Source organism: Mesorhizobium sp. B2-1-3 (assembly GCF_006442495.1).
Classification (GTDB): domain Bacteria; phylum Pseudomonadota; class Alphaproteobacteria; order Rhizobiales; family Rhizobiaceae; genus Mesorhizobium.
On the sequence record NZ_VFWL01000009.1, the window covers coordinates 142,048 to 167,195 of the forward strand.

Annotated in this window: 22 protein-coding genes; 11 read left to right on the top strand and 11 right to left on the bottom strand. The window is 64.9% G+C overall.

Annotated elements, in window-relative coordinates; genetic code table 11:
• Window positions 1-54: 54 nt before the first annotated feature.
• Entirely contained in the window at window positions 55-957 is a 903-nt protein-coding gene (locus tag FJ973_RS16895) for a phosphotransferase family protein (protein ID WP_140523657.1), read from the top strand.
• Here the strand turns inward: FJ973_RS16895 and FJ973_RS16900 are convergent.
• From FJ973_RS16900 to ilvD, 3 genes are all read right to left on the bottom strand, one after another.
• Window positions 954-1,877, bottom strand: a complete 924-nt coding sequence (locus FJ973_RS16900) for a DMT family transporter (RefSeq protein ID WP_140523654.1) — start codon at window positions 1,875-1,877, stop codon at window positions 954-956. The two genes, FJ973_RS16895 and FJ973_RS16900, sit on opposite strands and share 4 nt — an antisense overlap.
• Window positions 1,878-2,079: 202 nt before the next feature.
• Entirely contained in the window at window positions 2,080-3,360 is a 1,281-nt protein-coding gene (locus FJ973_RS16905; protein WP_140523652.1) for an amidohydrolase family protein, read from the bottom strand.
• Between the two features lie 272 nt (window positions 3,361-3,632).
• Window positions 3,633-5,477 carry a dihydroxy-acid dehydratase gene (ilvD, locus tag FJ973_RS16915; protein ID WP_140523649.1) on the bottom strand — a complete coding sequence of 615 codons (1,845 nt, stop codon included), beginning with the start codon at window positions 5,475-5,477 and terminating at the stop codon, window positions 3,633-3,635.
• 270 nt (window positions 5,478-5,747) lie between these two features.
• Here ilvD and FJ973_RS16920 point away from each other — a divergent pair, with 270 nt between their 5' ends.
• A complete protein-coding gene (locus FJ973_RS16920; RefSeq protein ID WP_140497085.1) occupies window positions 5,748-6,215 on the top strand; it encodes a VOC family protein in 468 nt (155 codons plus the stop codon).
• Window positions 6,216-6,391: 176 nt separating this feature from the next.
• On the opposite strand, the gene FJ973_RS16925 is transcribed toward FJ973_RS16920, so the two are convergent.
• Entirely contained in the window at window positions 6,392-7,984 is a 1,593-nt protein-coding gene (locus FJ973_RS16925) for a peptide chain release factor 3 (RefSeq protein WP_140497087.1), read from the bottom strand.
• 140 nt (window positions 7,985-8,124) lie between these two features.
• Between FJ973_RS16925 and FJ973_RS16930 the strand changes: the two genes are divergently transcribed.
• Window positions 8,125-9,192: an FAD-binding oxidoreductase gene (locus tag FJ973_RS16930; RefSeq protein ID WP_140556831.1), complete on the top strand. Its 1,068-nt coding sequence runs from the start codon at window positions 8,125-8,127 to the stop codon at window positions 9,190-9,192.
• 42 nt (window positions 9,193-9,234) lie between these two features.
• On the opposite strand, the gene FJ973_RS16935 is transcribed toward FJ973_RS16930, so the two are convergent.
• Together FJ973_RS16935 and FJ973_RS16940 are read right to left on the bottom strand one after the other, a co-directional pair.
• Window positions 9,235-10,029 carry a class II glutamine amidotransferase gene (locus FJ973_RS16935; protein WP_140523643.1) on the bottom strand — a complete coding sequence of 265 codons (795 nt, stop codon included), beginning with the start codon at window positions 10,027-10,029 and terminating at the stop codon, window positions 9,235-9,237.
• A 14-nt stretch (window positions 10,030-10,043) separates the two neighbouring features.
• Window positions 10,044-10,292 (bottom strand): DUF6356 family protein, encoded by a 249-nt coding sequence (locus tag FJ973_RS16940; RefSeq protein ID WP_140523640.1) that lies wholly within the window; start codon window positions 10,290-10,292, stop codon window positions 10,044-10,046.
• Window positions 10,293-10,408: 116 nt separating this feature from the next.
• Between FJ973_RS16940 and FJ973_RS16945 the strand changes: the two genes are divergently transcribed.
• The 5 genes from FJ973_RS16945 to FJ973_RS16965 all read left to right on the top strand — a co-directional run bounded on the left by FJ973_RS16945 (window position 10,409) and on the right by FJ973_RS16965 (window position 14,087).
• Entirely contained in the window at window positions 10,409-10,879 is a 471-nt protein-coding gene (locus FJ973_RS16945) for an Lrp/AsnC family transcriptional regulator (protein WP_140497095.1), read from the top strand.
• Between the two features lie 97 nt (window positions 10,880-10,976).
• Window positions 10,977-11,462: a dUTP diphosphatase gene (gene dut / locus FJ973_RS16950; protein ID WP_140556833.1), complete on the top strand. Its 486-nt coding sequence runs from the start codon at window positions 10,977-10,979 to the stop codon at window positions 11,460-11,462.
• Window positions 11,462-12,121: an HAD family phosphatase gene (locus tag FJ973_RS16955; protein ID WP_181167621.1), complete on the top strand. Its 660-nt coding sequence runs from the start codon at window positions 11,462-11,464 to the stop codon at window positions 12,119-12,121. The genes dut and FJ973_RS16955 overlap by 1 nt, the downstream gene beginning before the upstream one ends.
• A gap of 153 nt (window positions 12,122-12,274) precedes the next feature.
• On the top strand, window positions 12,275-13,075 hold the full coding sequence (locus FJ973_RS16960; protein WP_140523629.1) for an oxaloacetate decarboxylase: 801 nt from the start codon (window positions 12,275-12,277) through the stop codon (window positions 13,073-13,075).
• A 13-nt stretch (window positions 13,076-13,088) separates the two neighbouring features.
• Window positions 13,089-14,087: a proline racemase family protein gene (locus FJ973_RS16965; protein WP_140556835.1), complete on the top strand. Its 999-nt coding sequence runs from the start codon at window positions 13,089-13,091 to the stop codon at window positions 14,085-14,087.
• A gap of 11 nt (window positions 14,088-14,098) precedes the next feature.
• Here FJ973_RS16965 and FJ973_RS16970 read toward each other — a convergent pair whose 3' ends face one another.
• Both FJ973_RS16970 and FJ973_RS16975 read right to left on the bottom strand, forming a co-directional pair.
• Entirely contained in the window at window positions 14,099-14,812 is a 714-nt protein-coding gene (locus FJ973_RS16970; protein WP_140556837.1) for a sulfate transporter family protein, read from the bottom strand.
• A 167-nt stretch (window positions 14,813-14,979) separates the two neighbouring features.
• Window positions 14,980-15,882 (bottom strand): EamA family transporter, encoded by a 903-nt coding sequence (locus FJ973_RS16975; protein WP_140512978.1) that lies wholly within the window; start codon window positions 15,880-15,882, stop codon window positions 14,980-14,982.
• A 199-nt stretch (window positions 15,883-16,081) separates the two neighbouring features.
• On the opposite strand from FJ973_RS16975, the gene FJ973_RS16980 reads away from it, so the two are divergent.
• Both FJ973_RS16980 and FJ973_RS16985 read left to right on the top strand, forming a co-directional pair.
• A complete protein-coding gene (locus FJ973_RS16980; protein WP_140512976.1) occupies window positions 16,082-17,074 on the top strand; it encodes an adenosine kinase in 993 nt (330 codons plus the stop codon).
• Window positions 17,075-17,547: 473 nt separating this feature from the next.
• Window positions 17,548-18,249, top strand: a complete 702-nt coding sequence (locus FJ973_RS16985) for a hypothetical protein (protein ID WP_140512974.1) — start codon at window positions 17,548-17,550, stop codon at window positions 18,247-18,249.
• 48 nt (window positions 18,250-18,297) lie between these two features.
• On the opposite strand, the gene FJ973_RS16990 is transcribed toward FJ973_RS16985, so the two are convergent.
• Entirely contained in the window at window positions 18,298-20,577 is a 2,280-nt protein-coding gene (locus FJ973_RS16990; protein ID WP_140497115.1) for an NADP-dependent malic enzyme, read from the bottom strand.
• A gap of 217 nt (window positions 20,578-20,794) precedes the next feature.
• Here FJ973_RS16990 and mutS point away from each other — a divergent pair, with 217 nt between their 5' ends.
• Window positions 20,795-23,557 (top strand): DNA mismatch repair protein MutS, encoded by a 2,763-nt coding sequence (mutS, locus tag FJ973_RS16995; protein WP_140556839.1) that lies wholly within the window; start codon window positions 20,795-20,797, stop codon window positions 23,555-23,557.
• Between the two features lie 254 nt (window positions 23,558-23,811).
• Here the strand turns inward: mutS and FJ973_RS17000 are convergent, their stop codons facing one another.
• A complete protein-coding gene (locus tag FJ973_RS17000; RefSeq protein WP_140556841.1) occupies window positions 23,812-24,663 on the bottom strand; it encodes an aldo/keto reductase in 852 nt (283 codons plus the stop codon).
• Between the two features lie 78 nt (window positions 24,664-24,741).
• Window positions 24,742-25,134, bottom strand: coding sequence for a DUF305 domain-containing protein (locus FJ973_RS17005; protein ID WP_140556843.1), 393 nt, complete (start codon window positions 25,132-25,134; stop codon window positions 24,742-24,744).
• Between the last annotated feature and the right edge of the window lie 14 nt (window positions 25,135-25,148).

Below are 25,148 nucleotides of genomic sequence, written 5' to 3' on the forward strand. Positions count from 1 at the left end.
AAGCACGAATTTTGTGGAACCGTCTCTGCGACAAATAACAGCGGGGGAGCGGGCATGACAATGGACGAGGCACGGACAAAACTTGCCGCCATTCCCATGCTGGCCGGCTATAACGGGACGCTGGAGCGGCTTGGCGGCCTCACCAACCTGGTTTTCAAGGCCGGGGACTTCTGCCTGCGCATTCCAGGCAAAGGCACCGAGGAATATATCAACCGCGCCAATGAGGCGGTGGCGGCGCGCGAAGCGGCTAAGGCAGGCGTCAGCCCCGAGGTGCTGCATGTCGATCCGGGCACCGGCGTGATGGTGACGCGCTTCATCGCCGGCGCCGTAACCATGTCGCCGGAAAAATTCAGGGTTCGGCCGGGCAGCCCGGCGCGTGCGGGAGAGGCCTTCCGCAAGCTGCATTCGTCCGGTGCGGTGTTTCCGTTCCGTTTCGAACTGTTCGCGATGATCGATGACTATCTGAAGGTGCTGTCGACCAAGGAGGTCGCCCTGCCCGCCGGCTATCACGACGTGGTGCGCGAGGCCGGTGGCGTGCGCGCGGCGCTGTCGGCCCACCCGCTGCCCGTCGTCGCCTGTCATTGCGACCCGCTGTGCGAGAATTTTATCGATGCGGGTGACAGGATGTGGATCGTCGACTGGGAATATTCAGGAATGAACGATCCGCTCTGGGATCTTGGCGACCTCTCCGTCGAAGGCAAGTTCGATGCCGCGCAGGACGAGGAGATGATGCGCGCCTATTTCGGCGGCGAGGCGAAACCGGCGGAGCGCGGCCGCATCGTCATCTACAAGGGGATGTGCGACCTGTTGTGGACACTGTGGGGACTGATCCAGCTCGCCAACGACAATCCCGTCGACGATTTTCGGGCCTATGCCGACGGCCGCTTCGCGCGCTGCAAGGCGCTGATGGAGACGCCGGAATTTTCACGGCACCTGGCGGTGATCCGCGAGGGCTAATTCACGCCCTTCGGCACGTTTTCAGGCGGCACCGTCGTGTCGACCACCTTCTGGCGATGGAAGATGAACAAGCCGGCCAGCACGACGATGACCGAGCCGATGAGGATGCGCGGGCCGGGAACGTCGCCGAAGAACGCCAGCCCGAAGACCACCGCCCATAGAAGCAGCGTGTAGTGCAGCGGCGCCAGCGTCGAGGCCGGGGCCAGCTTGAGCGCCCGCGTGATCATCAGATGGGCACCGCAGGAGACGATGCCGAGCAGCAGCATGGCGCCGAAATCGAGCGCCGACGGCGTGTGCCAGGCGCCGATGGTCAGGGCGCCGCCGACCAGCAGCGTGCCGATGGTCTGCCATGTCACCAGATTGGTGTCGCTGGTGCCGCGCAAGCGCCGGTTGAGGATGATGGCGAAAGCGAAGGCAATGCTGCCCGCCAGCGCGAAGCCCGACGACAGCGAGAAAGCCGCCGAGGAGGGCTTGAGCATGATCAGCACGCCGCAGAAGCCGAGCAGGATCGCCATCCAGCGGCGCCAGCCGACCTTCTCGCCAAGCAGGAGATGCGAGAGTGCCGCCACATAGATCGGCCCGGCCATATAGAAGCTCATCACATCCGCAAGCGGCAGATAGACGACGGCGGCATAGAAGAGCCCGGTATCGAGCGTGGTCATGATGACGCGCAGGACCTGCAATTCGGGCCTTTCCATGCGGAACAGCTTGGCGGCGCCCTGGTGGGCGATCATCGGACCGAGCACGAAAAACGCGCCGATCGACCTGATCAGCACCACCTGGCCGACGGAAAAGCTGGCGACCAGCCATTTGCCCATGGCGTCGTTGAGCGCAAACAGGAAGTCGCCGGCCAGCATCAAAAGAATGCCGGCCAGAAGCACGTTCCTGATTGTGGAATTCTGCGCCACGGGTTGCGTCATGCCGATCCATTGCCTGTCTAGAGCGGTTCACCGTTTTACGAAAACGGCGAACCGCTCTATCTCTTTATCTCGCCCAATTCCGGACGGAAAACCGTACACACTTTTCCTGGAATTGCTCCAGGCCGCGTCGTAGACGGAAGCGGCCGTTTTGACGAGGAGAAATCCGGGAATCGGCAAGGCCAGCGCCGGGAATCGGCTGGGTCTAGGACGATGTGTGCCGCCGGTTCACCAGTGCCGGCCTGCCGGGGACGGCAAGCCGGGTGTCCTGCCTGGTTCGTTCCGCCACCACCTTGCCCCTGGCGATGACGCAAATGCGTTCGGGGCGCAGGCGAATGGCCTCGACCGGATTGCCGGCGTCGAGAACGACCAGGCTGGCGCGCTTGCCGACGGCGAGGCCCAGATGATCGAGCCCCATGATGGCGGCATTGACGTTGGTGACCATGTCGAAACAGCGCGCCATGTCGGCCGGGCTCGACATCTGGGCGACGTGAAGCCCCATGAAGGCGACGTCGAGCATGTCGGCGGTGCCCAGCGAATACCAGGGATCGAGCACGCAATCCTGGCCCCAGCCGACGCGGATGCCCAGCGCCAGCATCTCCTTGACCCGGGTCATGCCGCGGCGCTTGGGAAACGTGTCGTGGCGCCCCTGCAGCATGATGTTGATCAAAGGATTGGGGATGACGGAGACGCCCGCCTCGGCGATCAGCGGCAGGAGTTTCGAGACGTAGTAATTGTCCATGGAATGCATCGAGGTAAGATGCGAGCCGGCCACCTTGCCCTGAAGGCCGAGACGCTGCGTCTCATAGGCCAGTTGCTCGATGTGACGCGACAGCGGGTCGTCGGTCTCGTCGCAATGCAGGTCGACCATCAGGCCGCGTTTTGCCGCGATCTCGCAAAGCTCGGTCACCGAGCGGGTGCCGTCGGCCATGGTGCGCTCGAAATGCGGAATGCCGCCGACGATATCGACACCCAGATCCAGCGCGCGGATGGTGTTTTCCCGTGCACCGGGCGAGCGGTAGAGCCCATCCTGCGGAAAGGCGACCAATTGCAGGTCGATATAGGGCGCCACCGTCTTCTTGACATCGAGCAGCGCCTCGACCGCCAGCAGCCTGTCGTCGCAAACGTCGACATGGGTGCGGATGGCGAGCAATCCCATCGACACCGCCCAGTCGCAATAGGCGAGCGCGCGATGGCGCACCGCTTCATGCGTCAGAAGCGGCTTCAGTTCGCTCCACAGAGCAATGCCTTCAAGCAGCGTGCCCGAGGCGTTTATCCGCGGAATGCCGTAGGAAAGCGTCGCATCCATATGGAAGTGCGGGTCGACGAACGGCGCAGAGACCAGATTGCCCCGCGCGTCAATCGTCGTGCCGGCGTTGCCATCGAGCTTCGGCTCGATCGTCGCGATCGTCTCGCCGACGATGCCGATGTCGGCAACCCTGCCGTCAGGCAATGTGCCGCCGCGAACGATAAGGTCGAAATCCATCTGTGTCGTCCCCGAAGAATCAGCACCTGTCGGCTGCCGCCGTGATCGCGGCGGGCGAAAAATCTTGCCACGTGGCGCCGCCCCTCATCCGCCTGCCGGCACCTTCTCCCCGTCTAGAGACGGGGAGAAGGGAGATGCTGCGACCTCGCCGCCATTTTTGCAACGTCTACAATTGGCGAAATCTTTGGTTATAGCCCTTTCTCCCCGTCACTTACGGGGAGAAATGTCCGGCAGGACAATGAGGGGCAGCACGAACCTGGCCGATTCGAGCGCTACTCCGGAACGTGCCTCACCGCACCCTTGTCGGCGCTGGTGGCGAAGGCGGCGTAGGCGCGCAACGCGGTCGTCACCTTGCGCTTGCGTTTTTCTTCGGGCTTCCAGGCCAGGGCGCCCTTGGCCGCCATCGCCGCCCGGCGGCTGGCGAGCTCCTCATCGCTCACGGCGAGGCGGATCGAGCGGTTGGGGATGTCGATCTCAATCGTGTCGCCTTCCCGCACCAGCCCGATCGTGCCGCCTTCGGCGGCTTCGGGCGAGACATGGCCGATCGACAGGCCCGACGTGCCGCCGGAGAAGCGCCCGTCGGTGATCAGCGCGCAAGCTTTGCCCAAGCTTTTCGATTTCAAATAGCTGGTCGGATAGAGCATTTCCTGCATGCCGGGGCCGCCGCGCGGTCCTTCATAGCGGATGACGACGACGTCGCCGGCCTTGATCTCATTCGAGAGAATCGCCTTGACCGAGGCATCCTGGCTTTCGAACACCCGCGCCGGGCCGGTGAATTTCAGGATCGACTCGTCGACGCCGGCCGTCTTCACGATACAGCCGTCGAGCGCCAGGTTGCCCTTGAGCACGGCAAGGCCGCCGTCTTTGGAAAAAGGCGTCTTCGCCGAGCGGATAACGCCCGTCTCGCGGTCCAGATCGAGCTCGTCCCAGCGACGATCCTGGCTGAAGGCGACCTGCGTCGGCACGCCGCCGGGCGCGGCGAGGAAGAAATCTCGCACGTTCTGGCTTGAGGTGCGCGAAATATCCCAATGATCGAGCGCCTCGCCGAGGCTTGATGTGTGCACGGTCGGCAGGTCGCGGTTGATCAGTCCGGCTTGGTCGAGCTGGCCGAGGATCGCCATGATGCCGCCGGCGCGGTGGACGTCCTCCATGTGCACGTCGGACTTGGCCGGCGCCACCTTGCACAGCACGGGCACCCTGCGCGACAGCCGGTCGATATCCTCCATGGTGAAGTCGACCTCACCCTCATGCGCCGCGGCCAGGATGTGCAGCACGGTGTTGGTCGAGCCACCCATCGCGATGTCGAGCGTCATGGCGTTCTCGAACGCGCCCTTTGAAGCGATGCTGCGCGGCAGCGCCGTCTCGTCGTCCTGCTCGTAATAGCGTTGGGCGAGATCGACGATCAAGTGTCCGGCCTCGACGAACAGCCGCTTGCGGTCGGCGTGCGTCGCTAGTGTCGAACCGTTGCCCGGCAGCGACAGGCCGAGCGCTTCGGTCAGGCAGTTCATCGAATTGGCGGTGAACATGCCCGAGCAGGAACCGCAGGTCGGGCAGGCGGAGCGCTCGATGACCTTGACGTCCTCGTCGGAGATCTTGTCGTCGGCGGCGGCGACCATGGCGTCGACCAAGTCGAGCGCCTGCGCCTTTCCGGCGAGCACCACCTTGCCCGCTTCCATCGGCCCGCCGGAGACGAAGACGGTCGGGATGTTGAGGCGCAGCGAGGCCATCAGCATGCCGGGCGTGATCTTGTCGCAATTGGAGATACAGACCATGGCGTCGGCGCAGTGGGCGTTGACCATGTACTCGACGGAATCGGCGATCAGCTCGCGCGACGGCAGCGAATAGAGCATGCCGTCATGGCCCATGGCGATGCCGTCATCGACGGCGATGGTGTTGAATTCCTTGGCGACGCCGCCGGCCTTCTCGATCTCGCGCGCGACCAGCTGGCCGAGATCCTTCAGGTGGACGTGGCCCGGCACGAACTGGGTAAAGGAGTTGACCACCGCGATGATCGGCTTGCCGAAATCGCTGTCCTTCATGCCGGTGGCGCGCCAGAGGCCGCGGGCGCCGGCCATGTTGCGGCCATGGGTGGTGGTGCGGGAGCGATAGGCAGGCATGAACTTTCCTTAGCTGGCTGGCTGCGCCCGATGCGGAGCGTCGCGGCCCTGAATATGGATCGCAGGCGTTATAGACCGGCAATTATTGTCTGGCCACATTTTTGCAATGCGCCAGATTCTCCAGAAAAATTCAGAGTTTGCGAAAAAAGATGGCCTCCCGTGTCGGATCGCCTACCGGGCGCCCGTCCTTGGATCAACGGCAAGGGAGTGGGACCATTTTCTCAGACGGCCGTTCCATTGTAGCAGCAAGAAGCAACCGAGGAGCACGACATGCAAAAGATCACCACCTGCCTGTGGTTCGATGGACAGGCCGAAGAGGCGATGAACCACTATGTCTCCATCTTCAAGAATTCGAAGGTGCTGAGCGTCATGCGTTGGCCCAAGGGCCACGCCGATGAAGGCAAAGTGCTGCTGACCACGTTCGAGCTCGACGGCGTGCCGTTCCAGGCGCTCAACGGCGGACCGCAATTCAAGTTCAACGAGGCGATGTCGCAGTCGATCGACTGCAAGACGCAGGAAGAGGTCGACTATTTCTGGGAGAGGCTCACCGAGGGCGGCGAGCCCGGCCCGTGCAGCTGGCTGAAGGACAAGTTCGGCGTCTCCTGGCAAGTCGTGCCGGAACAGCTGCCGCGCCTGCTCCAGGATCCGGACCGGGAAAAGGCCGGCCGGGTGATGAGTGCGATGATGAAGATGGGCAAGATCGACATCGCCAAGATCGAAGAGGCGGCGAAGGGGTGAGAAGTGGTCCGCGTAGCGGACGGAAAGCCAATTGCTGGGCTTTCCGAGCTTCGAACGCCCTGAGCCTGCGAAGGGCAGGGCTGTCCATTGATTTTTGAGGCCGGCGCTGCCCCTCATCCGTCGCCTTCAGCGACACCTTCTCCCACAACAAGGGGAGAAGGAAAAAGGCAGCGCCGCTACGCCGCCTTGTCGCGGACCTGGTAGTCCTTGATCGTGGCGAAGCGGATCGCCTTCCAGCGCTCGGCTTCGTAGTTCAGCGAGAAGGCGTGCTGGGCGAGGAACACCGGGTCGTTGTCGAGATCGCGGGCAATGTCGCCGCGATGGGCTTCGATGAAGCGCTGCACTTCCGTCTTGTCGTCAGCCGATATCCAGCGGCAGACCGAAAAACGCGACATCTCGAATTCGACCGGCAGCGTGTATTCGAAGTTCAGCCGCTCCTTCAGCACGTCGAGCTGCAGCGCACCGACGACGCCGACGATGGCCGGCGAGCCGTCCTCGGGCGAAAACAGCTGCACGACGCCCTCCTCCGCCATCTGGTGCAGCGCCTCCTTCAGCTTCTTGGCCTTCATCGCATCACCGAGGCGCACACGACGCAGGATTTCCGGGGCGAAGTTCGGCACGCCGCGGAACAGGATTTCCTCACCCTCGGTCAGCGTGTCGCCGATGCGCAGCGTGCCGTGGTTGGGGATGCCGACGACGTCGCCGGCAAAGGCCTCGTCGGCGGTGACGCGGGTGCGGGCGAAGAAGAATTGCGGCGCAGACAGGCTCATCGGCTTGCCGGTGCGCACCAGCTTGGCCTTCATGCCGCGCTCGAGCTTGCCCGAGCAGACGCGCACGAAGGCGATGCGGTCGCGGTGGTTGGGATCCATATTGGCCTGGATCTTGAAAACGAAGGAGGTCATCTTGTCCTCGGTCGCCTCCACCATCCGGGTGTCGGCATCCTGCGCGCGCGGCGGCGGCCCGAAAGCGCCGAGCGCCTCGATCAGGTCGCGCACGCCGTAATTGCGCAGCGCCGAGCCGAAATAGACCGGCGTCAGATGGCCCTCGCGAAAGGCGTCGATGTCGAGCGGACGGCAGGCTTCGCGCGCGAGTTCCAGCTCCTCGATGAAGGCCTCGCGCTCGTTTTCCGGCAACAGGCCGGCGACGCGGTTGGAATCGGGACCGTTGACCGGAGTGCGTTCCTTCTCGTCATCGCCCTTGCGCACGGCGTTCAGCGCCAGGTGGTAAGTGCCCGAAAACGTCCTGCCGCGGCCGATCGGCCAGGTGATGGGCGCGGTATCGAGCGCCAGCTTCTGCTCGATTTCGTCCAGTATCTCGAAGGGATCGCGGCTCTCGCGGTCCATCTTGTTGACGAAGGTGATGATCGGGATGTCGCGCAGCCGACAGACCTCGAACAGCTTCAGCGTGCGCGGCTCGATGCCCTTGGCGGCGTCGATGACCATGACCGCCGAGTCGACCGCCGACAGCGTGCGGTAGGTGTCGTCGGCGAAATCCTCGTGGCCGGGCGTGTCGAGCAGATTGAAGACGTTGTCCTCATACTCGAACGTCATCACCGAGGTGACGACCGAAATGCCGCGTTCGCGCTCGATCTTCATCCAGTCCGACCGGGTCTGGATGCGGTCCTTCTTGGCCTTGACCTCACCGGCAAGCTGGATGGCGCCACCGAACAGCAGCAGCTTTTCGGTGAGCGTCGTCTTGCCGGCGTCCGGGTGGGCGATGATCGCGAAAGTACGGCGGCGCGATACCGCCTGTTCGATGTCTTCAGCCAATTTATGAAATCCTGTCTGTGGCGCGGGCTTCTAGCAGCGCTTTCCCGGCCTGTCGAACAGATTTGCCCGGATCGGTCCGCCGGCTCTTGAGATAGGGAAGACGCGATGGCATCAGAAGACCTGTTCGATGGAGATCCTGCATGAGCAAGAAAGTGATCGTCATCGGCGCCGGCATCATCGGCGCCTCGATCGCCTGGCACCTGGCCAAGGCGGGCGCGCAGGTGACGGTCATTGCCGACAGCGCTGCCGGCGGCGTGGCGACGCCGAACTCGTTTGCCTGGATAAATGCCAGCTGGGGCAATCCGGAACCGTATTTCCGGCTGCGCATCCGCTCCATGGCGGAATGGTCGCGGCTGGCGCAGGACCTGCCCGGCCTTCCGCTCGCCTGGTGCGGCGGGCTGTGCTGGGACTTGCCGGCGGACAAATTGGAGGCCTATGCGGCGGAGCATTCGTCCTGGGGTTATGGCATCAGGCGGGTCGACCGCGCCGGCGCGGTCGGCATCGAGCCCAATCTCGCCGGGCTTCCCGACTTTGCCTTACATGTCGCCGAGGAGGGTGTCGCCGAGCCGGTCGCAGCGACGAACGCGCTGCTGGCCGACGCCGAACGGCGCGGTGCGCGCTTCGTCTCCAGCACGGTTACGGCGTTGGTCCAAACCGGCGGCAGGACGACGGGCGTGGACACGTCGCATGGGCTGTTTGCAGCCGACGAGGTGGTGATCGCGGCCGGCGTCGGCTCGCCGGAGATTGCCGCGACGGCCGGCATAAGGCTACCGATCGAAATGCCGCCCGGCCTGATCGTCCATTCGCGACCTTACAGAAAATTGCTCAACGGTCTGGTGCTGGCCGAGCGGCTGCACATGCGCCAGACGGCGCAAGGCCGCATCATCGCCGGGTCTGATTTTGGCGGTGCCGACCCGGGGATGGATGCGGCGGCGACGGCGCGCGAGCTGTTTGCGGCGGTGCAAGCCATGCTGCGCGGCGGCGATGGCCTGGAACTCGATTTCCATACGGTCGGTTACCGGCCGACGCCGATCGACGGCTTCCCGATCATCGGCCGCGCCGAGGGCATGGACGGCCTCTACATCGCGGTCACGCATTCCGGCATCACGCTGGCGCCGGCGGTCGGCTTGTTCGCGGCGCGCGAAATCCTCGACGGCGAGCGCGATCCGCTGCTGGCGTCCTATGGATTGGGTCGGTTCGCTCAATAGCTTGGTGGACGGCTCTCTACGGCAATTCGCGCCGCGAGGAGGCTACCCGGCCAGCGCCAGCTTCGCCGGGGCCGGCGCAAACGGCTGAATATTCACGCCATCCCTGGTCATGGTGACGAAGCTCGATGGCGGGATCGCCTGCCAGTCGCCGCCTTCACGGTCGAAGGGTTCGGAGACGATGCAGCGGCCGCCGCCCTTGGCGGCGGTATAGAGGGTGGGCGCGTGGTCATCCGTGGCGTAGCGGACCGCGTGGAGCGCCTGCCCGTCGGAAAAGGCGGCCGTCAGCTTCAGCGCCGGCTCGATGCCGGCACGCCGCGAAGCCTCCAGCACGCGGCTGGTGGCACGGGCGACGGCGCCTTTCGGATCGGCGGCCAACCCTTCGTCGATCATCAGGAGAAAAAACAGCTCGGAATCGGTGGTGCCCTCGCGCTGGTCGAAGACGGCGTCGGACAGCGAATTTTCCAGCGCGCGGCGGATCTTCTCGAAGCCGCCGATCTGGCCGTTGTGCATGAACGACCAAGGGCCCGAGATGAAGGGATGGCAATTCATGCGGCTGGTGGCGCCGCCGGTCGAGGCGCGCACATGGGCGAGAAACAATCCGGATTTGATCTGTCGGCACAAGCTCTTCAGATTGGGATCGGACCAGGCCGGCAGGATGTCGCGGTAGAGGCCGGGCTCGGGCCGGTCGCCATACCAGGCAAGGCCGAAACCATCGCCATTGGTCGGCGACTTGGCTTCCTCGGCGCAATGGCTCTGGGCGATCAGCGAGTGGCAGGGCGCCGTGAGGATGTCTTCGAGGAAGACCGCTTCACCGAGATAGGCCGCCCACCGGCACATCGCTTCTTCCGTTCCTAGGCGTGGTCCGGAAGGGCCTTGGGCTCCTTGACCGCGTGCGAACCTCTGTTGTGCGTCCGCTCGTAAAGTTCGCGGACGATTCGGCTGGCGGTAGTCTCGAACAGAAATGGCAAGAAAGCGTGAACGAGGGCGGCCCCGGCGGCCGTCAGCAGGCGCGAGGAAAACCAGGCGGCAAAGGCCATGTGACCGAAATAGGTTTCGCCAACCTTGGCCGGATGGGAGGTGAAAATCCTTGCGACCGACATGCTGCTTCCCCTTCAGCGCTTAAAGTTCCTGATATGGGGTATCCTGGCACGGTTCGTCGGTTCATCGGTCTCAAAATGTCCTTGTATTTTGCTTGTTCGTGGGACAAACATCCCACATGGCCATCGAAATCGACGAAATCGATCGGAAATTGCTCGCCGAATTGCAACGCGACGGCACGTTGTCGGTCGACCAGCTGTCCGAACGGGTAGCCTTGTCGCGCAACGCCTGCTGGCGGCGCGTCAAGCGGCTGGAGGAGGATGGCGTCATCACCGGCCGGGTGGCGTTGGTCGATGCCGAGAAGCTCGGGCTCGGCCTCTCCGTGTTCATCCTGGTCCGGACCTCAAATCATGATCCCGAGTGGTTGCAGAAATTCCGGGCGGCGGTGACCGGGTTTTCCGAGATCACGGGAGTCTACCGCATGTCCGGCGACCTCGACTATGTCTTGCGCGCCCGCGTCGCCGACGTGAAGGCGTATGACCGGCTCTACCAGCGGCTGATCGCCAAGGTGGCGCTGTCGGACGTTTCGGCGTCCTTCGTGATGGAGGAGATCAAGGAGACGACGGTGGTGCCGATGGAAGTGCGCTAAGGGTTGGCTCCGGCCATAGTGATGCCCGAAAGAAAGCCGTTGATAGGATTGCGGGCGAATTGACCGAATCGGCAATCGCGCCGATAGGATCGATTTTATGCGCGCAGCCATCCAAAATTCCTCCGTCATCGGTCCGACCGTCGGCTTCGTAAGGTTACCGCATGCGGAAGGACTCCCCCTCCCTGCCTATGAAAGCCCCGGCGCCGCCGGCATGGACCTGCGCGCGGCGGTGCCCGACGATCGGCCGCTGCTGATCCTACCGGGAAAACGTGCGCTGGTGCCGATCGGACTGATCCTGGAAATTCCCGAAGGCATGGAAGGCCAGGTGCGGCCGCGCTCCGGCCTTGCCTTCAAACACGGGCTGACCGTCCTCAACACGCCGGGCACGATCGACAGCGACTATCGCGGCGAGGTGAAAGTGCTGCTGGTCAATCTCGGCGACGAGGATTTTGCGGTGACGCGCGGCATGCGCATCGCCCAGATGGTGTTCGCCGCGGTGACGCAGGCGGGCGTCGAAGAGCGCGACCTGGCCGGCGGCACGGCGCGCGGTTCGGGCGGGTTCGGCTCGACCGGCACGGCCTGATGAACATACCGAAACTTGTCATCTTCGACTGCGACGGGATTCTGGTCGATACCGAGAACCTGGCCAACCGGCGTCTCGCCGAATGGCTGAGCGAAGCCGGGTATCCCACCAGCTTTGAATATTGCCGCAAGAACTTCTCCGGCCGCAGCATGGTCTCAGTGCAGAAGCAGATCGAAGAAGAGACCAGCGTCAGGCTCGGCGCAGACTTCGTCGAGCGCTGGAATGCAGGGCTGCCGGACCTGTTCGCCCATGGGGTCGAGGCGATTCCCTATGTCCGGGAGTTCGTCGAGGCTGTCCGCGCGGCCGGCATCGCCTATTGCGTCGCCACCTCGGCCAGGGTGTCGAAAATGCACATCACGCTTGGCCAGACCGGCCTGCTGCCGCTGTTCGAACATGCGATGTTTTCCTCGACCATGGTCGCGCGCGGCAAGCCGTTTCCGGACTTGTTCCTACATGCGGCCAAGACGATGGGCTTTGCGCCTGCCGACTGCATCGTCATTGAGGACAGCGTCGCCGGCACGCAGGCCGGCATCGCCGCCGGCATGCGGGTATTTTCCTATCATGGCGACCCCTACAGCGACCGTGACGGCTTGATGCGAGCCGGCGGCATCCTGTTCGACGACATGCGCACACTGGCCGGACTGGTGCCGATCCACTGATCGGCGCCGGTTTTGACGGGGTTGCAGGGACGCGCCGGACGAATTGTCAGCAGAGAACGCGAAACGCTTCTGAGCCAACCGCATTCGTTTGCCCGGGCAAGGCGGGCAAGCTAAAATCCGCGCCATCGCACTCAACACGATGGGGGAACTTCCATGGACAAGGGCAAGATCTTTCGCGACCTGCATGCCTCGACCTTCGTCATGCCCAACCCTTGGGACGTCGGCACGACGAAGCTGCTTGGATCCTTCGGTTTCAAGGCGCTGGCGACGACCAGCGCCGGTTTCGCCTTCTCGCGCGGCCTGCCGGACGGCGCGGTGACCTTCGACCAGATGATCCATCATTGCCGCGAGGTGACGGCGGCAACCGAGCTGCCGGTTTCGGCCGACCTCGAACGCGGCAAGGGCGACAGCGCCGAGCAGGCCGCCGAAACCATCTTCGCGGCTGAAGCCGCCGGCCTTGCCGGCTGCTCGATCGAGGACCACACCGGCGACCCGAACAAGCCGATCTATGATTTTTCGCACGCGGTGGAGCGCGTCGCGGCGGCGGCGGAAGCGGCCCGCGCGCTGAAACGCGATTTCGTCTTCACCGCGCGGGCGGAGAACTTCCTCTGGGGCAAGTCCGACCTCGACGACACGATCAAGCGGCTGCAGGCATTCGAGAAGGCGGGCGCCGACGTGCTCTACGCGCCGGGCATCGGCGACGTCGAGATGGTGCGCACGGTCTGCTCGGCGGTGAGCAAGCCGGTCAACGTCATGGCAAGGCCCGACTTCACCATTGCCGATCTGACCGCGGCCGGGGCAAAGCGCGTTTCGCTTGGGCCGTGGCTCACCAACTTCGCCTATGGCATGCTGGAAACGGCGGCGCGCGAGATCCAGCAGGACGGCACGTTCGGCTTCGCCCGCGCCGCCATGCCCTTCGGCAAGTTGCAGGCGCTGTTTGGCAAATCGGGATAAGCGGGCCGAACACATGACGCTGACCGTCGTCGACATGCACACCGGCGGCGAGCCGCTGAGGATCGTCACCGGGGGTTACCCCGATATCCCGAAGGGCACGATCCTGGAAAAGCGCGCCCATGTGCGCGACCATCTCGATCATCTCCGGAAAATCCTGATGTTCGAGCCGCGCGGCCATTACGACATGTACGGCGCGCTGCTGGTCGAGCCCGATTTGCCGGGCGCCGACCTTGCCGTGCTGTTCATGCACAATGAGGGCTATTCGACCATGTGCGGCCACGCCATCGTCGCGCTCGGCCGCTATGCCGTCGACGAAGGGCTGGTGACCAAGCGGGAACCGGTGACGATGGTCAACATCGAGGCGCCCTGCGGCATGGTGATTGCCTCGGTCGAGGTGCGCGACGGCAAGGCAGGTGCTGTGTCGTTCGAAAGCGTGCCGGCGTTCTTGTTCGCACGCGACCGCAAGATCGAGCTGCCCGGCTACGGCGCGATCGGCTTCGACATCGCCTATGGCGGCGCATTCTATGCGCTGGCCGACTGTCACCAGTTCGGATTGGAATTCGGCCGCGATCGGGTGCGCGATTTCGTCGATGCGGCGACGGCGCTGTCCGAAAGGCTGAAGCAGGAATTTCACCTGTCGCACCCCGACCATGCCGACCTCGCCTTTCTCTACGGCACCATTTTGACGGGCGGGCGGGATACGTTTTCGGGTGAGCCGACGAAAAACGTCTGCGTCTTCGCCGAGGCGCAGGTCGACCGGTCGCCGACCGGCTCCGGCGTCACCGCCCGGCTGGCGGCGATGCATGCCAAGGGCGAGATCGCAACAGGCCAGACACGCACTTTCGAGAGCATCGCCGGCTCGCGCTTTTCCGGCGCGGTGGCGCGGATGGCGAAAGCCGGACCGCATGAAGCGATCATCGCCCGCGTCGGCGGCCGCGCCTACTATTGCGGCCGGGCGGAATTCATCGTCGAGCCCGACGACGAACTGGGGCGCGGCTTTCTGCTGCGGTAGGGACTGGCGCATCAACGGGACGGCTTGCTCCGCCGATCGGGCTGGGCCGAGATCGCCTTGTGCAAATGCACCATCATGGCTGCGGCAAAGAGCGGCGTCACCAGGTTGAGCAGCGGCACGGCAAGAAAGGCCGCGATGACCAGGCCGGCGAGAAAGACCGTCCGGGCATGGTGCCGGCGCAAGGCCCTGGCCTCTTCTTCCGGGCGGAAACGCATGGCGGCGAATTCGAAGAATTCGCGCCCGAGCAGGTAGCCGTTGACGATGAAAAAGGCGGCGATGTTGATGCCCGGCGCCAGCAGTAGCAGCAGGGCGACGATGTTGCCCAGAACGACGACGCCGAAGAACTTTATCGCCAGCACCAGCGAGCGCAGCGCCGGCATGGCGCGGCCGGGCGGATCGCCGGGATAATCGGTACGCTCCACCACTTCGGCGACATCGTCGAGGAACAGACCGGCGACGACGGCCGTGGCCGGCGCGACGACCAGCGCCATGCCGAAAGCAAGCGCGATGGCCGCGACGATGCCGCCCAGCCAACCGGCCCAGGACGGCAGGCCGGGAAACAGCGTGTGCAGCCACGGCAGCGCCAGCCACTCGACGAGGCTGGTCAGCCCGAACCACAAGGCGACCAGCGCAAGCACAGTCAGGCCTAGCGTCTTGAGGAAGACGGCGCGGAATTCGGGCGAGAACAACTGGCCGGCGGCGGCGCGGGCGGCGCTGGAGATCACGGTGCTTCCAACCTCACTTCGAACGCCGTGAGGATAGGCAGCAGGTCCACCCGTCACAAGCGTCTGTTGCCATGGCAATCGCTTGAGGGCTCGAATTCTCCGCATCCACCCTCTTGCGAGCGTCGGCGCCCCCAACTTCGGCAATTGAAGGCGATTGCCCCGTTTGACTATTGTGCGAGCGCCGGCTTGCGGGTGGGAATGGTCATGGCCGCGACGCCGGCGACGACGAAGGCCATGCCGAGCCAGGCCGTCGAACCCAGGCTTTCGCCAAGGAAAACGGCGCCGATGCCGACGCCGATCGGCACGCGCAGATAGGCCTGCGAGGTCGTGCCGACCGAGCCCAGCGTGTGGATCAGGCGGAAATAGATGACGAAGGCCAGCGCGGTCGAAAACACCGACAGGCCGAGCAAGGCCAGGATCGACGCCGTCGACGGCGCCAAGGTCCAGGGCTGGTCGACGGCGAGGCTGAGCGGCACCAGGATGACGGCGCCGCAGAGCATCGAGCCGGCGGCGGGCAGCATCGGGTCGAGGCCCTTGAAGCCTCGGCCGAAGATCGCCGCCCCCGCATAGCAGACCGTTGCAAGGACGATGGCAAGCTGCGCCCAAAGTTCATGGCCGAGACCGCCCAGCGCCTGTGTGCCCACGATGAGGCAGATGCCGGCAATGCCGGCGCCGACGCCGATCAGTTTGCGCAGCGTCACCGGTTCATGGCGGGTGATGAGCGCGGTCAACAGGAAGGTGAAGATAGGCGACGTCGCGTTGAGGATGGTGGCGAGGCCGGCATCCACCGAGCGCTCGGCGGCGGCGATCAGGGTGAACGGGATGACGCTGTTGAGGCACGCCTGGAAGGCGAAACGACGCCAGCTCGCTGCATCGCCCGGCATGGCGAGCCCGCGCCAGCGGATGATGGCCAGCAGGATCGCGCCCGCGATCAAGGTGCGGGCGGCGATGAACGTCACCGGCGGGATCGTCTCGACGCCGATCTTGATGAACGTATAGGAGGCGCCCCAAAGCACCGCCAGGAGGGCGAGCAGCGCCAGATCGGTGTTCATGTCGTTTCTTTCAGGCATGGGCTTGCCGCCTTCGGGCCGGGATCGAACGGCCCTTTTTAGGCAAAGCCGCGGTGAAATGCTTCGGCCACGACCGAATTGTCGTAGCTCCTGGGCGTCACGCGATATGAACATGGCCTAGGCAAACCGGTTGCAAATCGCTAGACCCGCGCCCGGCCGGCATGGCAAGAAGCCGGCGCGGATTTTGGCGGAGACATTGATGCCGGACTATGACGTGCTTTGCATCGGCAATGCGATTGTCGACATCATCGCCCAGTGCGAAGAGGAATTCCTGGAGACCAATGGCATCATCAAGGGCGCGATGAACCTCATCGACACGCACCGCGCCGAGCTACTCTACAGCCGCATGGGCCCGGCGATCGAGGCGTCCGGTGGCAGCGCGGGCAACACGGCGGCCGGCGTTGCCTCCTTCGGCGGCCGCGCCGCCTTCTTCGGCAAGGTTTCCAACGATGCTTTGGGCGAAATCTATGCCCACGACATCCACGCCCAGGGCGTCGCCTTCGACACCAAGCCGCTTCAGGGCGAGCCGCCGACGGCGCGCTCGATGATTTTCGTCACCCCCGACGGCGAGCGCTCTATGAACACCTATCTCGGCGCCTGCGTCGAGCTCGGGCCGGAGGATGTCGAGGCCGACAAGGCGTCGGGCGCCAAGATTACCTATTTCGAGGGCTATCTGTGGGATCCGCCGCGCGCCAAGGAGGCGATCCGGCAGACGGCCAAGCTGGCGCACGCGGCGGGCCGCGAAGTGTCGATGACCTTGTCGGATTCGTTCTGCGTCGACCGCTACCGCGACGAGTTCCTCGAGCTGATGCGCTCGGGCACCGTGGACATCGTCTTCGCCAACAGCCACGAGATCAAGTCGCTCTACCAGACCTCGTCCTTCGACGAGGCGCTGGCCCAGATCCGCAAGGACTGCAAGGTCGCCGCCGTGACGCGTTCGGAAAAAGGCTCCGTCATCGCGCGCGGCGACGAGACCGTCGTCATCCAGGCGACCGCCATCAAGGAGCTGGTCGACACGACGGGCGCCGGCGACCTCTATGCCGCGGGTTTCCTGCATGGCTATACCCAGGGCCGCGACCTCAAGACCTGCGGCGATCTCGGCTCACTGGCGGCCGGCCTGGTGATCCAGCAGATCGGGCCGAGGCCAAGGCAGAATCTGCGTCGCGAGGCCGAGCTGGCGGGGCTGCTGTAGGAGGGCGGTGAAGCTGCCGATCTCCCCCTCGTGGGGGAGATGGCCGGCAGGCCAGAGGGGGGGGCGCTGTCCCGCTGGCATATCCAGGGTTCTACACTGCCGCCAAGCCCGAAATGAACGGCATGAGCGTACTGTCATGTCGGGGCGCCAGTTCGAAGAGTATGGGCACGCGGAAGGGAACCACCGCAACCTAGCGATCCTTCGCGCGCCCCTCTGCCCTGCCGGGCATCTCCCCCACGAGGGGGGAGATCGGCAGCTTCACCGTCGCGCGGCTGTCACACATCGCACCTACACGCAATCTGGGCGCCCTTTGACTGACATTTGGGCGCCCTCAACCAGTTGGGGTGCCAAGATGCAAGAAAGCAAGCTGTCGGGCGGCCGGATTTGTTGCCGCCGCGATTTCCGCTTTCCACATTAGAAATTCAGCAACGGGCGCAGTCGGGGAGGAGCGCTCGCGGCCCGAAGACAGATGCATGAACAGATTTCACATAACCGGTCTTAAACAAGACGACTTCGCGGACATGGTCGCGGAGAAGGTCGAGCGGGCGCTCGCCCACTATGACGAGGCCATCAACAAACCCACCATGGTCTCGGTTGGCAAGATCGCCGGCAGCATAGCGTCAGCCGTCACCTTGCTATCGCCGACGCATCAGCGCGCCATCGATGCCATTCATGCCGACCTTCCGGGGCTGGCGTCGAAATTCGTGCGTGCGCTGGCCGTGGAAGCCGCGCGCCGCAGCGAAGCCGGCACCGCGGGCGCCACAAATCCATCGGCGGGTTTCGACGGCCCCGCCTCCCCGCTTCCGCGCACCCAGTCCGACGACCTCGAATCGATGCTGATCGAAGACTGGGCCGGGCGGGTCGCCGGTTCGACCTATCTGGAGGAACACCTGCGCATTGCCCGCTCGACCCTGCACCGCTGGCAAAGGCGGGGCGAGGTGGTCGCCTTGCGCAAGGGCGGCCGCAAGCACGTCTTCCCGCTGGCGCAGTTCGTCGACGGCAGGCCGGTGGCGGGTATTCGAGAGGTGCTGTCGTTGATCGGCAATCCGAGGCTGGCATGGCTGTGGCTGACCCGCCCCTCGGCGCCGCTCGACGAGCGCATTCCCATCGACCTGCTGCGGCAAGATCAGGTCAAGGAGGTCGTCGAGGCGGCGCGGGTGTTTTCCGCGGGTTAAGCGCGATCAGATCCGCCGCTGCTTTCGCATCCGACGCGCGGACCTTCCTCAGGTCCCCGCCGTGTAGGCCGCGATCGCCGCCATGTTGACGATATCGCTGTCCTTGGCGTTCAGCGAGACGATCTGCACCGGCTTGTTCAGCCCGACCAGCAGTGGGCCGATGACCGTCGAGCCGCCGAGCTCCTGCAGCATCTTGGTTGAGATCGAGGCGGAGTGGAAGGCCGGCATGATCAGCACATTGGCCGGGCCGGTCAGCCTCATGAACGGGTATTGCGCCATGGCACGGGCGTTGAGCGCGACGTCGGCGGCCATCTCGCCGTCATACTCGAAATCGACGCGGCGCTTGTCGAGGATGCGCACGGCTTCTTGGATGCGCTCGGAGCGCTCGCCGTGGGGATGGCCGAAGGTGGAATAGGCGAGCATGGCGAGCCTCGGCTCATAGCCCATGCGGCGGGCAAAGCCTGCCGCTTCCTCCGCGATATCGGCGATCTGCTCGGCGTTCGGCATGTCGTGCACGGCGGTGTCGGCGACGATCACGGTGCGGCCGCGCGCCAAAACGATCGACACGCCGATGACGCGGTGGCCGGGCTTGGCGTCGATGACGCGCCTGACATCGTCGAGCGCGGTGGAATAGTTGCGGGTGACGCCGGTGACGATGCCGTCGGCATCCCCCAGCGCCACCATGCAGGCGGCGAAATGGTTGCGGTCGTTGTTGATCAGGCGCTGGCAGTCGCGGAACAGGAAGCCTTTGCGCTGCATGCGCTCGTAGAGATAATCGGTATAGACCGAATTGCGGCGCGACAGGCGAGCATTGATGATCTCCAGCCCCTGCTTGTCGAGGTCGATGCCGGCGTGCCTGGCGTTCTCCTTGATGACGTCGTCGCGGCCGAGCAGGATGGCGGTGCCGAGCCGCTGGTTCACATAGGAGACGGCGGCGCGCATCACTTGCTCCTCCTCGCCCTCGGCGAAGACGATGCGCTTGGGCTGGCGGCGCACACGGTCATAGATGCGCTGCAAGGTCGAGGCGATCGGATCACGGCGGGCCGACAGCTCCTGCGCGTAGCGGTCGAGATCGAGGATCGGCTTGCGGGCGACGCCAGAATCCATCGCCGCCCTGGCGACGGCCAGCGGAATGGCCGAAATCAGGCGCGGATCGAACGGCACCGGGATGATGTAGTTGGGGCCGAATTTCGGCCGGTTGCCCTGGTAGGCTGCGGCGACGTCGTCGGGCACGTCCTTGCGTGCCAGGTCGGCAAGCGCACGCGCGGCGGCGATCTTCATGTCGTCATTGATGGTGGTGGCCCGCACATCCAGCGCGCCGCGGAAAATATAGGGGAAGCCGAGCACGTTGTTGACCTGATTGGGATAATCCGAACGCCCGGTCGCCATGATGGCGTCGGTGCGGATCTCCGCCACTTCCTCGGGCGTGATCTCGGGATCGGGGTTGGCCATGGCGAAGATGATCGGGTTCTTGGCCATGGAACGCACCATGGCGGTGGTCAGCGCGCCCTTGGCGGAAAGGCCGAGGAAGACGTCGGCGCCGTCCAGCGCCTCGGCCAGCGACCGCGCATCGGTCTTGACCGCATGCGCCGACTTCCACTGGTTCATGCCTTCGGTGCGGCCCTGGAAGACCACGCCCTTGGTGTCGCACAGGATGATGTTTTCGGGCGCAAAGCCCATCGCCTTCATCAGCTCGATACAGGCGATGCCGGCCGCACCGGCGCCGTTGCAGACCATCCTGGTGGTCTTCATGTCGCGGCCGGTGATCTCCAGCGCGTTGATCAGGCCGGCGGCCGAGATGATGGCGGTGCCGTGCTGGTCGTCGTGGAAGACCGGGATGTCCATCAGCTCGCGCAACCGCTGCTCGATGATGAAGCATTCCGGCGCCTTGATGTCCTCCAGGTTGATGCCGCCGAAGGAGGGCCCAAGGAAGCGCACGCAGTTGATGAACTCGTCGGCGTCCTCGGTGTCGACCTCGAGGTCGATGGAATCGACGTCGGCGAAGCGCTTGAACAGCACCGCCTTTCCCTCCATGACCGGCTTGGAGGCCAGCGCGCCGAGATTGCCCAAGCCCAGGATCGCGGTGCCGTTGGAGATGACGGCGACCATGTTGCCGCGCGACGTGTAGTCGAAGGCACGGCTGGGATCCTCCGCGATGGCCAGTACCGGCACGGCGACGCCAGGCGAATAGGCGAGGCTCAAATCGCGCTGCGTGGCCATCGGCTTGGTGGCGACGATCTCGAGCTTGCCGGGCCGCCCCATGGCGTGGAATTCGAGCGCTTCCTGCGCGCTGACGGACGGACCGCTGTTTTCGGTTTTCCTTGCCATGATGCTTTTGATTTCCTCGCCATGCGGCACCTCCTTGAGGCGGGTGCCTTGTGTGATTCCGAATTAAGACTACGCGCCGCCGCGTGTAAACCGCCAAGCGTTACCGAACTGGCGTCGGAAGGACGCATGGCGTTCAATGGTGGTTGATCTCCGTTCTTCCCCTGCTTTTCCAATGGCCGGCATTAAACCCCGCCGCCACATCTGCTAGCGTGAGCGCATGAACATGCACATTCAAAACGAACCGGACGCTCCCGAGGCGATCACGCCGGCAGCCGCTGGCGGCGTCACGCCGATGATGGAGCAGTTCATCGAGATCAAGGCGGCGAACCCGGATTCGCTGCTGTTCTACCGGATGGGCGATTTCTACGAGCTGTTCTTCGAGGATGCGGAGAAGGCGAGCCGGGCGCTCGGCATCGTGCTGACCAAGCGCGGCAAGCATCAGGGACACGACATCCCGATGTGCGGCGTGCCAGTGCATGCGGCGGACGACTATCTGCAGAAACTGATCGCGCAGGGTTTCCGCGTCGCCGTCTGCGAGCAGATCGAGGATCCGGCCGAAGCCAAGAAGCGCGGCTCCAAATCGGTGGTGCGCCGCGATGTGGTGCGGCTGGTGACGCCTGGCACCATCACCGAGGACAAATTGCTGGCGCCGTCGGAATCGAGTTTCCTGATGGCGCTGGGACGAGTGAAGGGCGGCGGCGATCCAAGAAGTGGGGAGCGCGGCGGCGCGACCGGGACCCAAGGAAGCTTTGCCCTGGCCTGGATCGACATTTCGACCGGGGCTTTCCGGGTCACAGACACCACCGCCGACCGGCTGCTGGCCGACATCTTCCGCGTCGATCCGCGCGAGCTGATCGTCGCCGATCCGGTGTTCCACGATCCCGAATTGCGACCGGTATTCGACATGCTCGGCCGCGTCGCCAACCCGCAGCCGCCGAGCCTGTTCGATTCGGCCTCGGCGGCCGCGCGCATCGCCCGCTTCTTCGAGGTGGCGACACCGGACAGCTTTGGTGCGTTTTCCCGTGCCGAGCTGTCGGCGATCTCGGGCGCCATCGCCTATGTCGAAAAGACGCAGAAGGCCGAGCGGCCGCCGCTGTCGCGCCCCGAGCGCGAGGAGGCCGGCTCGACCCTGTTCATCGACCCGGCGACGCGCGGCAACCTGGAACTCCTGCGCACGCTGTCGGGCAGCCGTGAAGGCTCATTGTTCAAGGCGATCGACCGCACGGTGACCGGCGGCGGCGCCAGGCTGCTCGCCGACCGGCTGATGGCGCCGCTGACCGATCCGGCGGCAATTGCCGCGCGGCTGGATTCGGTGTCGTTCTTCCGTTCCGAGACGCGGCTTTGCCAGACCGTGCGGGCGAGCCTGAAGAGCGTCGCCGACATGCCGCGCGCGTTGTCGCGGCTGGCGCTCAACCGCGGCGGCCCGCGCGACCTCGGCGCGCTGCGCGCCGGCTTCGAGGCGGCCGGCGCGATCGCGGAGGTCTTTGCCGCGACCGCCCTGCCCCAGGAATTGGCGGCGGCGCTCGCCGCCATCCGGGCGCTGCCGCACGCGCTTGCCGGGCATCTGACGCAGGCACTTGGCGAGGAACTGCCGCTGCTGAAGCGCGACGGCGGCTTCATCCGAGGCGGCTACAATGCCGAGCTCGACGAGATGCGGGCGCTGCGCGACGAGTCGCGAAAAGTGATCGCCGGGCTGGAGCGTTCGCTGATCGAGGAGACCGGCATTCGGTCCCTGAAGATCCGGCACAACAATGTGCTCGGCTACTACATCGAGGTGACCGCCAACCATCACGCGGTGATGACCGGCAGCGATGGCGCCAAGGCGCGCTTCATCCACCGCCAGACCATGGCCAACGCCATGCGCTTCACCACGACGGAGCTGGCGGAGCTGGAAACAAAGATCGCCAATGCCGCCGACCGGGCGCTGAGCATCGAGCTTGCCGCCTTCGACGCGCTGACGGCGGAAGCGGTCGGCGAAGCGGAGAAGATCCGCGCCGGGGCCGATGCGCTCGCCGTGCTGGACGTGTCGGCGGCGCTCGCGCTTTTGTCGGAAAGCGAGGCCTGGTGCCGGCCGCTGGTCGATGCCAGCCTTGCCTTCGAGATTTCGGGTGGGCGCCATCCCGTGGTCGAACAGGCGCTGCGGCGCTCGGGCGAAGGGCCGTTCGTGGCCAATGACTGCGACCTGTCGCCGGAGGGCCGCGCCAAGAACGGCGCGATCTGGCTGCTGACCGGCCCCAATATGGGCGGTAAATCGACATTCCTGCGGCAGAACGCGCTGATCGCCATCCTGGCCCAGACCGGCTCTTTCGTGCCGGCGACATCGGCTCATATCGGCGTCGTCGACCGCCTCTTTTCCCGCGTCGGCGCCTCGGACGATCTGGCGCGCGGCCGATCGACCTTCATGGTCGAGATGGTCGAGACGGCGGCGATCCTCAACCAGGCCGGCGAACGGGCGCTGGTAATCCTCGACGAGATCGGCCGCGGCACCGCCACGTTCGACGGCCTGTCGATCGCCTGGGCCGCGGTGGAATATCTGCACGAGAAGAACCGCTGCCGGGCGATCTTCGCCACGCATTTCCACGAAATGACCTCGCTTGCCGGCAAGCTGGCGCGGCTCCACAACGTCACCATGCGGGTCAAGGAATGGGAGAACGACGTCGTCTTCCTGCACGAGGTCGGCAAGGGCGCGGCCGACCGCTCCTACGGCATCCAGGTGGCGCGGCTGGCCGGCCTGCCGGAGGCGGTGGTGGACCGTGCCAAGGAAGTGCTGCACCAGCTCGAGGAAGGCGAGGTTTCGGGCAAGACCAACCGGCTGGTCGACGACCTGCCGCTGTTTTCCGTGGCGGTGAAGCGGGAAGCGCAGAAGCCGGTCAAGAGCGATGCGCTGGGCGTCGCACTCAGTGACATCAATCCCGATGAGATGACGCCGAGGGAAGCGCTGGAAGCGCTTTATCGGTTGAAGGGGTTGGCGGGGATGTAAATTGAACCTGCTGGCATGGCGGTATCGCCGAAACCGCCAATCTCCCCCCCTTGAGGGGGAGATGTCCGGCAGGACAGAGGGGGCCTCGTAGAGTGGCGGCCTTGATTAACTTGCCCTCTGGCGATGCTCGCCGGAGTATGCCAGCGCGGAAGCCGTCGTTGTAAAAATTGATGTGTTGGCGGGACAGCGCCCCCCTCTGCCCTGCCGGGCATCTCCCCCTCGAGGGGGGAGATTGGCAGCTTCACCGATAACGCTCAGATCATCTCCAGCCCGCGTTTGCGGCTCGGCGGCGGGAAGGCGCGGTCGAGGTCGGCGAGGTCCTCGCCTGTGAGCTCGATGTCGAGTGCCGCGACATTCTGGTGGACATGGTCCTGGCTGCTGGCCTTGGGAATGGCGATGACGCCATCCTGGTGCATCACCCAGGCCAGTGCGATTTGTGCCGCGGTCGCACCGTGGCGGTCTGCGACCGCGTCTAAACTGGCATTGCGCGCCAAGGCGCCCTGCTCGACCGGCGAATAGGCCATAAGAGGAATTCCGCGTTTGCGTTTCCGGCTCCAGGGCGCCAGATCGAACTCAAGGCCGCGCCGGACCAGATTGTAGAGCACCTGGTTGGTCTGGACGTTGCCGCCGTCGGGCAGGCCGACCAGCTCTTCCATCTCCCCGGTGTCGAAATTGCTGACGCCCCAGTGGCGGATCTTGCCGGCTTTCTTCAGCGCCTCGAAAGCTTCGACGGTTTCGGCCAGGGGCACGCTGCCCGGCCAATGCAGCAGATAAAGATCGATACGGTCGGTGGCGAGGCGCTTCAGGCTGTTTTCGCAGGCGCGCTGCACGCCGGCGCGCGAGGCGTTGGACGGCAGCACCTTCGAGACCAGGAAGACCTCGGCACGCTGCCCGGCAATGGCTTCGGCCACCACCTCCTCGGCGCCGCCGCTGGCGTACATTTCGGCGGTGTCGATCAGCTTGACGCCGAGATCGAGACCAAGCTTGAGGGCATTCACCTCCTCCGCGCGGCGGCGCGAATCCTCGCCCATTTTCCAGGTGCCCTGGCCGAGAACGGGGATGGCTTCGCCGCAGGGCAGCGTGGTGGTTCTGACGCTCGATGGCATGGCAGGCTCCAGTTGAGACGGGATCGCATCACAGGCCGGACGAGAAATTCAGAGGCGTTCTCGCCGAGCCGCGAAAGCTTACTTCACCGGATGGGCGGCGAGCCAGTCCTGCATCTGCTTGATCTCGGCTTCCTGCGCCGCGATGACGGCCTCGGCCAGCTTGCGGATCTCGGGGTCCTTGCCGTTGGCGAGTTCGACCTTGGCCATGTCGATGGCGCCCTGGTGGTGCGGGATCATGCCGCGGACGAAATCGACGTCGGCGTCGCCGGTGTATTTGGAGGCCATCATGTCGGCGTGCATCTTGTCCATAGCCGCCTTGTAGCCTGCGGTCGACGGGCCTTCCGCCCCCGTCGCCATGCCGGCCATGTCGTGCTTCATCTCTTCGCTCTGTGCGGGAACGCTTTCGAGGAAGACGGCAACCAGCATTCCAGCCGCCATCAGCAGCAGCACGATTTTTTTGGCCAAGGTCATTGATGGTCTCCTGT